15 protein-coding genes, 1 pseudogene and 2 riboswitches are annotated in these 14,130 nt (G+C 42.8%); of the genes and pseudogenes, 12 read left to right on the forward strand and 4 right to left on the reverse strand.

Going from position 1 to position 14,130, the window contains the following annotated elements:
* Positions 1-24 precede the first annotated feature (24 nt).
* The 3 genes from JNO66_RS11850 (at position 25) to JNO66_RS11860 (ending at position 1,964) form a co-directional block, all read left to right on the forward strand.
* Entirely contained in the window at positions 25-1,179 is a 1,155-nt protein-coding gene (locus JNO66_RS11850; RefSeq protein ID WP_203088509.1) for a DUF3137 domain-containing protein, read from the forward strand.
* A 16-nt stretch (positions 1,180-1,195) separates the two neighbouring features.
* Positions 1,196-1,765, forward strand: a complete 570-nt coding sequence (locus JNO66_RS11855) for a LemA family protein (RefSeq protein WP_203088510.1) — start codon at positions 1,196-1,198, stop codon at positions 1,763-1,765.
* Between the two features lie 61 nt (positions 1,766-1,826).
* Complete coding sequence (locus JNO66_RS11860) at positions 1,827-1,964, forward strand: hypothetical protein (RefSeq protein ID WP_203088511.1); 138 nt, start codon at positions 1,827-1,829, stop codon at positions 1,962-1,964.
* Between the two features lie 60 nt (positions 1,965-2,024).
* On the opposite strand, the gene JNO66_RS11865 is transcribed toward JNO66_RS11860, so the two are convergent.
* Complete coding sequence (locus tag JNO66_RS11865) at positions 2,025-3,803, reverse strand: heparinase II/III domain-containing protein (RefSeq protein ID WP_203088512.1); 1,779 nt, start codon at positions 3,801-3,803, stop codon at positions 2,025-2,027.
* Positions 3,804-3,970: 167 nt separating this feature from the next.
* On the opposite strand from JNO66_RS11865, the pseudogene JNO66_RS20985 reads away from it, so the two are divergent.
* Positions 3,971-4,894 (forward strand): annotated as a pseudogene (locus tag JNO66_RS20985) (DUF2264 domain-containing protein); the annotation flags it as partial.
* Positions 4,895-4,972: 78 nt separating this feature from the next.
* Positions 4,973-5,719 (forward strand): DUF2264 C-terminal domain-containing protein, encoded by a 747-nt coding sequence (locus tag JNO66_RS20990; protein ID WP_373367177.1) that lies wholly within the window; start codon positions 4,973-4,975, stop codon positions 5,717-5,719.
* A 45-nt stretch (positions 5,720-5,764) separates the two neighbouring features.
* Here the strand turns inward: JNO66_RS20990 and JNO66_RS11875 are convergent, their stop codons facing one another.
* Together JNO66_RS11875 and JNO66_RS11880 are read right to left on the reverse strand one after the other, a co-directional pair.
* The gene (locus tag JNO66_RS11875; RefSeq protein WP_203088514.1) at positions 5,765-6,442 is read right to left on the reverse strand and encodes an N-acetylmuramoyl-L-alanine amidase; all 678 of its coding nucleotides are present in this window, start codon (positions 6,440-6,442) and stop codon (positions 5,765-5,767) included.
* A 1-nt stretch (position 6,443) separates the two neighbouring features.
* Positions 6,444-6,608 (reverse strand): YvrJ family protein, encoded by a 165-nt coding sequence (locus tag JNO66_RS11880; RefSeq protein ID WP_203088515.1) that lies wholly within the window; start codon positions 6,606-6,608, stop codon positions 6,444-6,446.
* A 192-nt stretch (positions 6,609-6,800) separates the two neighbouring features.
* Between JNO66_RS11880 and JNO66_RS11885 the strand changes: the two genes are divergently transcribed.
* From JNO66_RS11885 to JNO66_RS11910, 6 genes are all read left to right on the forward strand, one after another.
* Positions 6,801-7,421 (forward strand): sigma-70 family RNA polymerase sigma factor, encoded by a 621-nt coding sequence (locus tag JNO66_RS11885; RefSeq protein ID WP_203088516.1) that lies wholly within the window; start codon positions 6,801-6,803, stop codon positions 7,419-7,421.
* Complete coding sequence (locus tag JNO66_RS11890; protein WP_203088517.1) at positions 7,414-7,686, forward strand: hypothetical protein; 273 nt, start codon at positions 7,414-7,416, stop codon at positions 7,684-7,686. Before JNO66_RS11885 ends, JNO66_RS11890 begins: the two co-directional genes overlap by 8 nt.
* Positions 7,676-8,107 (forward strand): VOC family protein, encoded by a 432-nt coding sequence (locus tag JNO66_RS11895; RefSeq protein ID WP_203088518.1) that lies wholly within the window; start codon positions 7,676-7,678, stop codon positions 8,105-8,107. Before JNO66_RS11890 ends, JNO66_RS11895 begins: the two co-directional genes overlap by 11 nt.
* A gap of 177 nt (positions 8,108-8,284) precedes the next feature.
* Complete coding sequence (locus JNO66_RS11900) at positions 8,285-8,497, forward strand: hypothetical protein (protein WP_203088519.1); 213 nt, start codon at positions 8,285-8,287, stop codon at positions 8,495-8,497.
* A gap of 55 nt (positions 8,498-8,552) precedes the next feature.
* Positions 8,553-8,657, forward strand: a riboswitch (SAM riboswitch).
* 61 nt (positions 8,658-8,718) lie between these two features.
* Positions 8,719-9,774 (forward strand): LLM class flavin-dependent oxidoreductase, encoded by a 1,056-nt coding sequence (locus JNO66_RS11905; RefSeq protein ID WP_203088520.1) that lies wholly within the window; start codon positions 8,719-8,721, stop codon positions 9,772-9,774.
* A gap of 1 nt (position 9,775) precedes the next feature.
* Positions 9,776-10,720 carry an ATP-grasp domain-containing protein gene (locus JNO66_RS11910; protein ID WP_203088521.1) on the forward strand — a complete coding sequence of 315 codons (945 nt, stop codon included), beginning with the start codon at positions 9,776-9,778 and terminating at the stop codon, positions 10,718-10,720.
* A 49-nt stretch (positions 10,721-10,769) separates the two neighbouring features.
* Here JNO66_RS11910 and JNO66_RS11915 read toward each other — a convergent pair whose 3' ends face one another.
* Positions 10,770-12,392 carry a copper resistance D family protein gene (locus JNO66_RS11915; protein ID WP_203088522.1) on the reverse strand — a complete coding sequence of 541 codons (1,623 nt, stop codon included), beginning with the start codon at positions 12,390-12,392 and terminating at the stop codon, positions 10,770-10,772.
* Positions 12,393-12,602: 210 nt separating this feature from the next.
* Positions 12,603-12,703: riboswitch (purine riboswitch) on the forward strand.
* Between the two features lie 59 nt (positions 12,704-12,762).
* Here JNO66_RS11915 and JNO66_RS11920 point away from each other — a divergent pair.
* A complete protein-coding gene (locus tag JNO66_RS11920; protein ID WP_203088523.1) occupies positions 12,763-14,100 on the forward strand; it encodes a 5'-deoxyadenosine deaminase in 1,338 nt (445 codons plus the stop codon).
* Positions 14,101-14,130 lie beyond the last annotated feature (30 nt).

Below are 14,130 nucleotides of genomic sequence, written 5' to 3' on the forward strand. Positions count from 1 at the left end.
GATGACTCGTATAAGGAGGAGAGCATGAGTAGCCCACAGTTTAAAGACGACTATATGCTTGAGCGATTCTCCAAGTCGCCCGAGGAGTTCGAGGCATTTTACGATCAGGAATTAAAAAAGATCGTCAAAGAGCTTGAAGCTGAGAGATTGAAGATGGTTGATCCATTTAAACAGCTTATAAAAAAGTATTGGATCCCCGCCCTTATTGTTGCGATTGTCATTGCCATTATTGATTTTTCTTTTTTACTGGTCATTCCAGTTGGTCTCTTCGCTCTCGCTCCGATGTTAAAAAAGAGATATGATACATTCAACAGAAAGCGAGATGCTCTTGCCTCTCGTTTAAAGGAAGAAGTGTTAGGAAAAACCGTTCGATTTATGCATCCATCCTTTGCGTATAGACAAAACAGTGGCGTCTCCCGTTATAAGTTTATTGATGCTCATATCTTTGCTGATGAATTCTCGACCTACACTAGCAGTGACTACATGATGGGACGTATAGGAAATGAAGAGTCTGGTACGGAGGTTGAATTGTCTGAGGTAACGGCAGAGAAGATCATGGTCTCTAGAGATCGGGAGGGCAACCTCGACCGAAAGGCATATTCTGTGTTTCAAGGGTTGTTTTTCGTCGCTGACTTTAATAAAGACTTTCAAGGACTCACAACCGTAGTACCAAAGGAAAAGGAAAAAAGCTTTCTCGCTCAGTTATTTACAAAAGAAGATGAAGCGATCCTGCAACCAGTGGAAACAATGGATTTGGAGTTTGATGAGACGTTTACGGTCAGGTCATCTGATGAAATTAAAGCGCGCTATATTTTAACTCCTGCCTTTATGAAACGGTTAGTCGATTTCTCAACCAAGCAACGAAAAAATCGGGTGAACCAAAGTGCTGAAATGATGGACACAGTTAAAGAAGTAGTGGACATAGTGGTTAACCGAAAACGTCATGGAAGAACGACTCAGAAAGCGTTTGTTGCACCTTTAGAGCATGCAAAAAGCTACTTTTCCTTTCTAGATGGAAAGATGTACTTCATGCTCCATACTGGAAGAAAGCACTTTGAATTTAATCTTCATCAGCCGATCGATAAAGAGCTCTTTATCGAATACTACGAGGATATCAACCGGGCGATGGAGCTTGTTGATGAATTAAATCTGAACTTACGAATCTGGAATAAGAAATAGAAAAGGAGAGAATAAAATGGGTACATTAATCCTAATCGTTGTAGGTATTATGCTAGCAGCCATCATAGGTGTTGCCATCGTATACTACAATAAATTTCAACGCTATAACATTCATGTCGACAATGTCTTTGCGAATCTGGATGCGATCTTAATGCGTCGTGTGGATGAGCTGTCTAAACTGGTTGACGTCACACGCCAGCATGTGGAGGACGAAAACCAAATTCTTCAAGGTGTCATTGGTTTAAGGCAACAAATTATTGATGCGACAAATGTAGATGAGAAGGTCAAGGCGCACAATAACATGAACCGCCAAATCCCTACGTTTATGGCGCAAGCGGAGCGGTATCCTGATATTAAATTTAGTGAAGCGTATAAGCATTTACAACGTTCCATTACAAATATTGAAGAGAACATTCAAGCTGCACGTCACTCGTATAACCAATCAGTCGGGCGTTTTAATGCAGAAGTTTCTACCTTCCCAGGCAACATTTTCGCTGGAATTTTCCGCTTTGGAGCAAGACCGATGTTCGAAGCACCACAAGAGAAACGTGAAGATGTAGATCTGCGCGCAATGTTTAACCGTTAGGCATCTTTTCGGGTGGAAGAAAATAGATTATACTGTACGAAAAAGTTGAGTAGGTGCCAGTATGATTGAGATCTTATTCATTATCTTTATGATTGTCTTCTTTATCAGCTCAAACAACATTGAAAAAAGCCTTAAGCGAACGGAAGAACAGAATGAACAGATTATTCAATTGCTAAAAGAGAAGCAGGAAAAAGAGTGAGGCGTAGGTGCCTTACTCTTTTTTGTTTTTCTCATAGATGAAGAGGGTAAGGTTGAGGCGTTACAAATTAATCTGACACGTAAAAGAAAACTCTCCTACTATGTTTTCGAAACTAAAATCGATCAAGGTGATCTCCTTGCCAACTCCAAAGTGATCGATTACATGCTCTTTTTTTACGGTTGGAGTAAATTCTCGATCATACGTTAAATAAAGTGAAGAGTCACCATGGGATAATATCATTTTACCGGTTTCAACATGCACACTCTCAACTAGACTCACAAATCGTTCCGTAATAGACTCAGGTGACGCAAGCATGAATGAATCTGTTAAACAAACACAGCCGAGCTCTTTATCTACCTCCCATTTCCTTGTAAAAGTTTGCAAAGAAGGAGTAGTGTACGCATGTGTGAGGTTTAGTTGATACTCGCTTTGTTTACCTCGATGTTTAAAGGAAATGACTCTAGCAAACGCATCAGCACCTTGCTCTTGAACACACCCTCCAATCAAAGGGACGGAATGACCATGTGAGCCGTTTGAGAGCATCTGATATCGGTCAGCATTAAAAGAAGCTTTAGAATAATGTCCCGCCCCGATATCAGATAACATAGATACGCCGTTTACATAAATCATAAAGTGGCCGAGGTCATTGTGGTTGTGCGGTTCATTGTTATGTCCACCTTTTAGGGCAACTCCAACCACTTGGTTCTGATAGTCAAAGGTTGAAAGATACCACTGTGCCTCGGAGAAGTAGCTTGTGTGTGTGGGCCACACTCTGCCCTCTTTTGTTTCGTCGTACCAAATAAAGTGACGAAGGGCAGGAGCAAAACGGTAGCATGGATCTGACTCAAATTGTGCGCAATCACTCGTCCTGGGCAGGTGTACATGCTCGAATTGAGTATGCAAATAATGACTTAGCCCAAGTAGTGGCGATGCCTTTTCTATTGCATCTGAAAAATTAGCGACCGTATTTCGACCCATAAAAACCTTTTCTTGAAAGTGAGCAGTTTCCTTTATTTTAGGAAGAGTTAGTAGATTGACCTTGCCTTCTGTATGCTTTTTCAGCAGATCTGCAAAGTAAATAAAGTACCCAAATCCGTATTGCCAATAATGATAGCCTTCCTGGCATACTCCTTCATTCGTCAATCCTGCCACAAAGTAAGAGACGCTTTTTATACATTTATCAAGAATCCGTTGAAGTTCTTCTTTGGATTCAACTAAATACATAGCGCATGCGCCGATGGAACCGGCACAGACAGCCGACCAATTATGAGTAGCCTGCTCCCACGATTGGTCCACTTCTTGAAAGGGCTTGAGCACTCGTCTGCGAGTTTCATAGTTTATCCTCTGCTTGATTAGAGGAGGTAGTGAATCTTCGAACATTGTTAAAATTTCCGCTAAAGAAAAGGCTGTTTCGGCGGCGAATAAATCGATTTGTTGATGAGCCTCTGAACCGGGATTCGATTTCTCAAATGCTGAATGTATTTGAAGATGGGCAGGCAAGCACCATGTCCATTCATCACAGATAGCCCATATCGTTGAGTGGAGATGCTTAGGATAGTCCAGATTTTCTGGATAGAGGTACGATAGAATGGAAAAGGCAGTAAGACGCTTCCGCCTTTCAAAGTAAGGTTTTTGATAGGGATCACGATCTCCATCTTCGAAATAAGCATTGAATGCGCGGTAATTTAGTTCGGGCATGGGTGTATCTAGAACAGATTGCGCGTAGGTTGAGAGGTCCTTGACCCATTTTTGTAGGAATGAAGAGTTCTTAATTTTCAAGTGAATTCCATCAGATGAGATGGGTTCTCCGTAACCATCAGTGAATAAGGATGATTTCATACATACCTCCTATCTTCTCTAAAAGGGTACCTTTTCTATATTGTAAGGGTTTACAATAGAAGAAATCAATTGAATGGAAGGGTGTTCACATGAATCGTGAAAGTCTTCAAGTTGGTGCAACAAAAGTGGATGTCGAGAACGTACTTTTTGAACTTATTGATCCTGTGATGGCTGAGTTAAAAGAAGGTCATGCAGGAATTCATTTAGGGGAAACGGGCTCTTCTTATGGCTCAAAAACGGCTCGTATGGAAGCATTCTCAAGGCTTTTCTGGGGAGTAGCTCCACTTGTAGCAGGTGGTGGTGAGACTTCACATCTTGATCGACTCATAGTAGGGATTAGAAATGGAACGGATCCAAACCACTCGCAATATTGGGGAAAGCTAACCGATTACCATCAGATGCTAGTAGAAATGTCTGTGTACGGCTATGCTCTTTGTTTGATGCCGAATCAACTATGGGGGAAGTTAACAAACGAGGAGCAGGATCATCTAGTTGCGTGGCTGTCGCAAAGCAGTCAGTACAAGTGTCATGACTGCAACTGGTTGTTCTTTCCGGTTCTTGTTCAGCTGGGATTAAAGCAGGTAGGCGCTTCTTATTGTCAGCAAACCATTGATGATTCGCTTGAACGAATGGAGGCTTTTTACCTGGGGAATGGCTGGTATGCAGATGGGGAGGATGCCCACCGCGATTATTATGTGCCGTTTGCGATTCACTTTTATAGCCTTTTTTATGCAAAGGTAATGGAGAAGGAGGATCCTGCAAGGGCAACTCTTTATAAAGAGAGAGCCCAGCTTTTTGCGAAGGACTTTATCTATTGGTTTGCGGACGATGGACGTGCGATTCCGTATGGACGTAGCATGACGTATCGCTTTGCACAGGCTGCGTTTTGGAGTGCAATTGTCTTTGCGGAGGTAGATGTTGCCCCCTATTCACTTGGAGAGATCAAAGGTCTATTGTTTCGTCATCTTCGTGAATGGATGGACCGACCAATCTTTGATGCGAGAGGTGTGTTAACGATTGGGTACGACTATCCGAACCTAGAAATGTCGGAAAACTACAACTCACCGGGCTCCCCATACTGGGCACTTAAAACATTCTTATTTCTGGCGTTTCCTGATAATCATCCATTTTGGAGTGCGGAAGAACAGGAAATGCCAACTTTATCGGAAGTGCACGCTCAAGCTGAAGCAAACAAAGTACTGGCTCGTCATCATGGTCATGCAGCGATGTTTAATGCAGGACATCCAAGGACAAATGAACATACGCATACTTCTGCAAAGTACGAAAAGTTTGTCTATTCGAGCCACTTTGGGTTTAGTGTACCCCGGGCAGAATGGGGGATCGAACAGGGGGCTTTTGACTCTATGCTTGCATTAAGCGAGCAGGATCAACTTTTCAGAGTGAAACGTTCGTCTACGAGTATCCAACTTTCAAAATCGTTAATCAAAATGGAATGGAAGCCATGGCAAGATGTCATTGTAGAGACCTGGTTGGTGCCTGGACTCCCGTGTCATCTGCGGGTTCATCGAATCCGAACAGCTAGGCAGCTAACTGCTGCGGAAGGTGGGTTTGCTGTTGGACTTGATGAAGGGGAAAATGGATTATCGATCGTGGGAGAGGGCAAAGCGCTTTATACGCATCGTGGTGGCACAAGCGGAATGAAACGCATTTATGGAACAGGAGAGGTGAAACTTGTGTATCCAAACATAAATACAAACCTCATAAATCCAAGAACGAGTATTCCAACCGTTGTGAGTACATTCGAACCGGGAACACACATCCAAGCAGTTGCCGTGTATGGAGCAACAGATGATCGTTATGAAGAGGACTGGGATACGTATTTTTCAGTTGAGGAAAAGGGTGGCACACTCCTTTTTTACCAAAAAGAAGTCGCAGAGCCAATTCTATCGATATAAAAAAAGAAACTCGACGCCAAAGCTTGGGTGTCGAGTTTCTTGCATCTAACGAGCTTGGAATTGTACGTATTGAGTATTCGCAGTAATGAATAAGCCGCTGCGAAGCTCGTACATCTTTGATCCGTTAACCGTTAACTCGCGTACAACAGTAAAAACCTCATCGCGACTAACAGTCTGATAGCGAGCATTCCAGTCAGGACGGTTGTATACCCAGAGAGAGGAAGCAAGCACCCGAACGGTTCCGATTGAGTCGTTACTACTTCCACCAACCTCTTGAATAAAGCTATTCCAGACACTTAACAGATTAGCCGGGCAGTTTTTACCGGTCCAATGCTGATGACTAACCACACGTGAGAGTGGGATATTCAATTGGTTCATTAAACTTTGGATCAGTTCAACACCTCTTTGGCGTGTTGCGGTAAAATTGCCATCGCTATTTACGCAAAGCTCAATTCCAATAGACTGACTGTTTCCTGTTGAACCTGCATGCCAGCCAACTTCATTTGTTGGAAGGTGTTGATAAATAACGGAATCATCTACTGTATAGTGCCAGGAGACTTGCCTGCTTTGGGCATCTGCCCCTTTTACGTAGCGGGAATGTGTTTCTGCGTCTGCTCCGGGACTCGTGTTGGCTGTTTCGTGTACGGTGATATACGTGGGAGCAAGGCTTGTCCCTGGGCGGTTTGAGTTACTCGTTGGAATAAAATCTTGGATGATGTTCATGTTACTCGTCCTCCTCATTTTTAGTTACGAGCTTCCTTTTCAGGTCTTCAATGGCCAGCGTCTGCGCGGTGATTTGCTTTTCAAAACGAAACAATAGATACAAGGCAACAGCACTTGGAAATCCGACGTTCGCAAGCAGCATCGTCCATTCAGGCATAGTTCCCATCTTTTCACCCCTTTAAGAGAAGCTACTATCTAAAGAGATCCCCACGAACGAAAAATCAACTTTTTTCCCAAATTGATAAGAACATATATTCGTATTTTATGTGTATAATGAGAACATAAGTTCTTATTTATTTTATAGAACATTGATTATTCGTTGCTTGTCATCTCTTTAAAGAGAAAGGAGGTATGTTTGATGGAGTTAGTAAACCAACGTGCCTATAAGGAGTCAAATGAGTTTAGAGAATTTGTTACAACCTATGAAAAGGCTCTTAACACACCGGTTATACGTGCGTTTCTTGAAGATGAACAGCATATGAAGCTGTTAATTGAGAGTATTGATGAACCCACAACAAAAAATAAAGAGGCTGTGAATGAAAGCTTCCGTACCTTTTATATGGAGCTTCGCTTAGTGAAATATCTTTCGCAGCTGATTCACTTTTACTCCATTGATGTGAGCAAACGCTATAGGCGACACTTTGCACGACATTCCTATGTGATGGATCAACCGCTCTCAGACGATCACTCACTCTATCTTCATGATGTATTAGAATCGAAGGATCCGAGTGTAGAGAGTCTTGTAACGGAGGGAGGGCAGCATTTGGAAGAAGTCATTGAGAGCCCCGCGCTATACAAGCAGTTTCTCAAACTTTCCAATAAGCAAAAGCAAGTGCTCAACCTCTACTTTGTAGATGGACTCAGTCACAAGGTCATTGCTAAGAGGCTTGGAAGTACACCACAGAATGTTTCTCAAATTGCCACAAGAGCTCTTTTAAAATTGAGAACAGCTATAGATCAGGAGGACAAGCATGAGTAACACAAAAAGGAAAAGAGATCTTATTCAGAAGATGGAACCGAAAATTAAAAAAAGCATTCGGCACATCCCTTGGCAGTACCGAGAAGACGTTGAACAAGAAATTAAGATGAAGGTGATGGAATCGATAGATAAGGTAAACACGTATGACGTTCCAAGTTTTTTTGAATACACAGCACAAGAGAACGATAAGAAAGCAGGAATAAGCAAAAAGAAGGCGAATACTAAGGAAAAATGTGAAGAAAGTAGGGTTCATAATGAGTATTAATGCGAGACAAATATTTGTGAATCTCCCTGTCCGAAATTTACAGAAATCAAAGTCCTTTTTTACAGAGGTTGGCTTTACCTTTAATGAGCAATTTGAAGATGAAAGTGCAACGTGCATGGTCGTTAACGAAACGATCTATGTGATGCTCCTGGAAGAAGATCGCTACACATCGTTCACCAAAAAAGAAATTCCTGACACAAACACCCACTCCGAAGCCATTGTCGCGCTCTCGCTTGATAGCCGCGAAGAAGTCGATGAGGTTGTGAACCGTGCATTTGCTGCAGGGGCAGGATCTTATAATGAACCGCAGGACCACGGGTTTATGTATGGGTGGAGCTTTGCAGACATCGACGGACACCTTTGGGAGTTCTTTCACATGGACATGGCCGCAGCAGAAGCCGAGGCCAAGACACAGCAGTAAGTATCTTCGGATGCTTGCTGTTTTTTTTGTTGGAGACAGGTGAATTGGAGCGTTAGAGGGGAGAGAGGAGCATTAACCAATCAAACGAGAGTGTTACACCCTCATCCTTTTCAAACTCTTTAATCCTTGATACACTGAATATAATCTATTTTCAGAAATATGGGTGGGGGCGGTTTTATGAGATGGTTTATCCTAGGGATACTGTTCTATTTTTTAGCTCAAGGATTCTTAAGATGGCTCGGAGTTCCCTTTGGTCCAGGTGACTTGTTGCGAGGTGTTATTGGTGAACCAACTCCTATCAAATCAGCAATAGTCATTCTTGTAGGTGTCACTATCTTTTATTTAACCTATCGTTCTGTTCGTCATAAAATGCGAGAAAAAGCATCTTAAATCTCTATCATTGAGAGTTTCTGAGTAATCTGATAAAATTAATATACAATCATATATCTTATCAAGAGAGGCAGAGGGACTGGCCCTATGAAGCCCGGCAACCGACTATTTGTTCAGGTGCCAAATCCAGCAGAATGATGATCATTCTGATAGATAAGGAGTACACACACGTCTTCTTATAGAAGAGGTGTTTTTTTATTATAGAGTGGGGGGCGTAACAGATGAAGTATGGGTTTTGGCTACCGATTTTTGGGGGGTGGTTACGCAATGTTCAGGATGAAGAAATGCCACCAACCTTTGATTATGCTAAGAAAGTCGTTCAAGCAGCAGAGGAATGGGGTTATGATACAACTCTTCTTGCTGAACTTTATTTAAATGATATAAAGGGTCCTGGTGAAGATGTACTGGAGGCCTGGACCACAGCAGCGGCACTTGCTGCGGTTACGTCAAAAATTGAATTAATGACAGCGATTCGTCCGGGGTTCCATAATCCGGCGACGACGGCGAAGATGGCGGCAAATATCGATCAGATTAGTAATGGTCGGTTTACGTTAAATGTTGTGTCTGCTTGGTGGGCGGAGGAGGCGCGTCAATATGGTGGAGTGTTCACAGAGCACGATGAGCGCTATGCACGAACGGAAGAGTTCATTGATGTGTTAAAGGGATTGTGGACAGAGGAATCTTTCACCTACGATGGAAGCTACTATCAGTTAAAGGATACGAAGCTTTCACCGAAGCCTGTTCAGCGCCCAAATCCTATCCTTTATGCAGGTGGTGAAAGTGAACAGGGCAAAACAACGATTGCCGAAAAATGTGATGCTTACGTGATGCACGGGGGAACGGTGGATGAAATCCGTGCGAAAATTGCAGATATGAAGGAACGTCGGAAAAAAACGGGGCACTCTCCCTTTTCGCGTTTTGGAATGGCGGCTTACGTCATTTGCCGAGATACAGAAGAAGAGGCTCAAGCAGAGCTTGCTCGGATTACAGATGTGAAGGAATCAGATGCCTATGCCGGATACGATGATTTTACAAGTAAATCGCAGCTTGAACATCAAATTAAGCTTCAAGACTACTCCGTATCCAACCGCGGATTGAGACCTGAATTAATTGGTACACCAGAGATGATTGCCAAACGGATTTTGGAGTATGAAGAAGCAGGACTTGATCTCGTTCTCTTACAATGCTCCCCTCAATATGAAGAAATGGAACGTTTCGCTCGTGATGTGATGCCAGTTGTTGAACAGCTAAGAGAGCAAACAAAGGAGACAATCTAATATGAAAAAGATCTATGTAATTCATGAAAACCAGGAATGGACAGTACACTTATTTAAAAGGTTAGAAGAGTTAGGTCTTCCTTATGAGGATTGGCATTTAAAAAGTGGAGCCATTAATTTAAATGAGGCTCCTCCTGAAGGTGTATTTTATTCTCGTATGAGCGCTTCTTCTCATACGCGAGGTCACCGTTATGCGCCAGAGCTTGCATCAGCGGTGCTAGCATGGCTCGAACGTCACGGGCGTACGGTCATTAATAATAGCCGGGCGCTACAGCTTGAAGTGAGTAAAGTCGTTCAATATATGGAGCTTGAAAAATTCGGCGTCCGTACACCGAAAACAGTGGCCGCCGTTGGTAAAGACCAAATCCTAGAGGCTGCGGATACATTTGATGGACAAGCTTTTATTACCAAGCATAATCGTGCCGGAAAAGGGCTTGGTGTGCAGTTATTCCAAGACAAACAGGCACTGAAAACATATCTAGAGAGTGATGCCTTTGAAGAGCCGGTTGACGGAATTACGTTGCTCCAGCAATACATTCAGGCACCTGAGCCATACATTACCCGGTGTGAATTTGTGGGGGGAGAATTTGTCTATGCGGTGAGAGTGGATACGTCTGAAGGCTTTGAGCTTTGCCCTGCCGACGCTTGCTCAATAGAAGACTTATTCTGTCCGGCAGGTGTGGAGCCAAAAGCGAAGTTCCAAGTTGATCACAGCTTTAACGAGCCTGTCCTTGTGCAATATGCGGAGGTCTTAAAAGCAAACGGTGTGCAAATTGCAGGAATCGAGTGTATCCGTGATCAAGAAGGAAATCTATATACGTATGACATTAATACAAATACAAACTACAACTCGGAAGCCGAAGAAAAAGCTGGTGTGTTCGGCATGTTAGAGGTAGCAAAATATCTTGGGAGCCGTTTAAAAGAAGAGCAAGGGGCTCTTGTGTAACAAAAAAAGTTCTGCATCCACCATGGTGCAGAACTTTTTTGTGTATTAATTAATGATGGAAGCCACCGCTCATTGAATCCAGTTCAAATGAGTCGAGCACCTCGCCTTGGTCGTCAAGGATCTCAACCGTGTATGTTTCGTACCAGCTCTCATCACGATCTATGATAGAGACGAAGGTTTGATTTTCAATCGGAGTTGTGACTGTTTCACCGGTATAGATGATCCGCGCTTCCGTCGCTTCTGGATAATCCGTATAACCAAAGGTTACATACGCAAACCTGAAGTCTGGATTGTGCCACGTCCCCGTCTCAAAACGTTGAGTTTGCGTACCATTGGTGCTGGCACGATTAAATCCTCCTTCCAAAACAAGTCCACTCAACGGAATGCGAGTAAATTTCTCTTGATTGACCGTTAGCTTCTCAAGCCCAAGATCTGTCCCGTCTACGGTATAGATCGCATAGGCGATATCACTTCCAATATCCTCCCACAAAACATCTATTGTAGACTGTTCAGGGTGGCTGGCAGCAATGGCATCTTCTATTTCAGAATAAGAGGTATTATCAACATAAATTTCTCCTGGAGACAGCGAAATCATTACACCTGTATAAGAAGAGATAACCAACAGCCCCATCATAAGCACTGAGAAAAAGGTACCGCGTGTTAACAATAAGATGGCTAAACCAGCTAAAAAGAAAATCAGAGATAGATAAATCAGAACAAATCCAATCGGCCCAGGCGAAAATGCTAGTAACTGATATTGTGAGAGTGGTTCCTGGATGAAAAATTGAGTAATCCAACTCACTGGCTCAGCTTGTAACGTACGCAACACCTCATGAGGTGGCTCGAGTTCAGACATAAATCCGGTCACGCCGAAGATAAGTAGTGCAATAACAGATTCTGCTCGAAAGGAGCGTTTCAGCTGCGATTCCGTTAAACGAGGCTTCTTTAAGCTGAGCATAACCAAATGTCGCAGGCCGAAAAAGAGAAGTGGCACATACAGAATATGTTTAATAAATAAAAGCTGACCGTAGGACAACAGCCATCCGTTAAAATAATCCTGTGTCACTTGAGTGAGAAGAAAGAAACCTGTAAGTGACAGTAATAACACAGCTCCAGCTGCTACGGGAGAAAACCATTTATGAAGCTTTTGACTATCGGGCAAATTGGTTGCGTACCATCCCATTACAAATAAGGGACCTATCCATGCAGCTACACTAATGAAGTGAATAAAGGTTGAGACAAAGCCTAACCAACCGGAAATAGACGTCCCGTGACTTGCCCAGCTGGCACAAGCCATTAAAAGAACGGCCCCTCCTAAAAGGGCATACTTTACCACATTTGCAGAAGGCTTTTTCATGCGACTCAAAAGGAACATACTAATGACCACAATGATCGAACCAATGAGTGCTTGTCCGGCAGAATACGTCAGTAAAACCGTTGTAAAGGCATCAGACCACTTTGCGCCGAATTGACTCGTGAGCGTATTAATTACATTTACAACAGGTACAGCAAGTAAAATGGGGATTGAAATAAGTATACTTTCAACCGTTTGTACCTTTAGCGTAATGTTTGCTCGGAGCCTCTCTGGCAAGATTTGTAGAATGTAATACCCCGACACGATCGCAAACGCTATATATAGAAAGACATTTGATAATTGAACAATCATAACCATAAACGGCCTCCAACAGATAAGATCATTATTATTGTAACCATCACACTCAAAAAGAGACAAGCACCATAGTAAGAGAAATATGTGATCAAACAGTGAATGTGACGAACCTGTTCACAGAATCAATCAAACGTTTGTTTAAACTTTAAGTAGTAAGGTAATGTGACGATGATCTTGCTTGATCGCTTCTTATGCACTACACTATAGCAGTAGTTGCATAGTATCGTTTGTCATCGTATAGCCCCGATAATATGGATTGGGGGTTTCTAGTAGGAGCCTTAAACTTCCTAGCTACGAGAATAGGTTTGCCCTATTTTTGTAGCTATTTTTTGTGGGCAAATCTTCTTTCATTTCAATGTGAGGAGTGATTAAAGTGGGAAGCATTTTAATTAAGCAAGCAGAATTGATTACGATGAACAAGGAAGAAGAATCGTTTGTGGGAGACCTTCTAATTGAGGGCACAACGATTAAAGCCATTGGATCCAATCTTGGGGATGTGAAAGCCGACAAGGTGATTGATGGTAGAGGGAGAACAGTGATCCCAGGATTTGTTCAAACACATATCCACCTATGTCAAACGGCCTTTCGTGGAAAAGGGGATGACCTTGAGTTAATGGATTGGTTGCAAAAGCGGATCTGGCCACTCGAAGCGGCTCATGATGAAGAATCAATCTATTACTCAGCAATGCTTGGGATCGGTGAACTCATTCAAAGTGGAACCACCTCGATTGTTGATATGGAAACGGTCCACCACACGGATTCGGCCTTTCAGGCGATCTCGCAAACAGGGATCCGCGCATTAGCCGGTAAGGTCATGATGGATAAAGGAACTGAAGTCCCTAAAGCATTACAGGAAAATACGCAGCAATCCATTCAGGAAAGCGTTGATTTATTAGAGAAATGGCATAATTATGATCAAGGACGGATTCAATACGCCTTTACACCAAGATTTGTTGTTTCATGCACAGAGCCACTGCTCAAAGAAGTTCAAGCATTGTCTGATCATTACCAGGTTAAGGTGCATACGCATGCGTCTGAAAACCGTGGCGAAATTGAGATTGTGCAAGCTGAAACGGGTATGAGAAATGTTGTTTACTTGGATCATTTAGGACTGGCGAATGAACGATTGATCTTAGCGCACTGCGTCTGGTTAGACGAACAGGAGAAGAAAATCCTCAAAGACCGCGGTGTAAAAGTGACACACTGCCCAGGCTCAAACTTAAAGCTAGCTTCTGGTATTGCGGAAATTCCCGACTTACTCAGTCAGGACATTGCAGTCAGTCTTGGTGCGGACGGGGCACCATGCAACAACAATCTAGATATGTTTAATGAAATGCGACTCGCAGCTCTGATTCAAAAACCAGTTCATGGGCCAACTTCAATGGACGCAAGAACTGTGTTCCGCATGGCTACACTTGGTGGAGCGAAAGCCATAGGTCTAGACCATGAAATTGGAAGTTTGGAAGTAGGAAAGAAAGCGGACATTGCCATTTTAAACTTAAATGATTTTCACACCTATCCATCATTTGATGTAGATACAATCTCTCGAATTGTTTATTCTGCTACACGTGCTGATGTTGAAACAACGATCATTAATGGAAAGATCGTCATGGAGAACCGCATCATGAAAACACTCGACAAACAGCTTGTACTAAGTGAATCAAACCGAGTGATGAAGCGCTTAGTGAAGCGACTTCCGAAAATATCATAAGCATATTTCATGCATAGTCCCCCAGTCGTA

The organism is Alkalicoccobacillus gibsonii (assembly GCF_016798245.1).
Classification (GTDB): Bacteria; Bacillota; Bacilli; order Bacillales; family Bacillaceae_D; genus Alkalicoccobacillus; species Alkalicoccobacillus gibsonii.

Excerpts from the sequence above, each read along its gene's own strand:
- JNO66_RS11850 (WP_203088509.1), top strand. The coding sequence starts at position 25 with ATGAGTAGCCCACAGTTTAAAGACGACTATATGCTTGAGCGATTCTCC.
- JNO66_RS11855 (WP_203088510.1), top strand. The coding sequence starts at position 1,196 with ATGGGTACATTAATCCTAATCGTTGTAGGTATTATGCTAGCAGCCATC.
- JNO66_RS11860 (WP_203088511.1), top strand. The coding sequence starts at position 1,827 with ATGATTGAGATCTTATTCATTATCTTTATGATTGTCTTCTTTATCAGC.
- JNO66_RS11865 (WP_203088512.1), bottom strand. The coding sequence starts at position 3,803 with ATGAAATCATCCTTATTCACTGATGGTTACGGAGAACCCATCTCATCT.
- JNO66_RS11875 (WP_203088514.1), bottom strand. The coding sequence starts at position 6,442 with ATGAACATCATCCAAGATTTTATTCCAACGAGTAACTCAAACCGCCCA.
- JNO66_RS11880 (WP_203088515.1), bottom strand. The coding sequence starts at position 6,608 with ATGGGAACTATGCCTGAATGGACGATGCTGCTTGCGAACGTCGGATTT.
- JNO66_RS11885 (WP_203088516.1), top strand. The coding sequence starts at position 6,801 with ATGGAGTTAGTAAACCAACGTGCCTATAAGGAGTCAAATGAGTTTAGA.
- JNO66_RS11890 (WP_203088517.1), top strand. The coding sequence starts at position 7,414 with ATGAGTAACACAAAAAGGAAAAGAGATCTTATTCAGAAGATGGAACCG.
- JNO66_RS11895 (WP_203088518.1), top strand. The coding sequence starts at position 7,676 with ATGAGTATTAATGCGAGACAAATATTTGTGAATCTCCCTGTCCGAAAT.
- JNO66_RS11900 (WP_203088519.1), top strand. The coding sequence starts at position 8,285 with ATGAGATGGTTTATCCTAGGGATACTGTTCTATTTTTTAGCTCAAGGA.
- JNO66_RS11905 (WP_203088520.1), top strand. The coding sequence starts at position 8,719 with ATGAAGTATGGGTTTTGGCTACCGATTTTTGGGGGGTGGTTACGCAAT.
- JNO66_RS11910 (WP_203088521.1), top strand. The coding sequence starts at position 9,776 with ATGAAAAAGATCTATGTAATTCATGAAAACCAGGAATGGACAGTACAC.
- JNO66_RS11915 (WP_203088522.1), bottom strand. The coding sequence starts at position 12,392 with ATGGTTATGATTGTTCAATTATCAAATGTCTTTCTATATATAGCGTTT.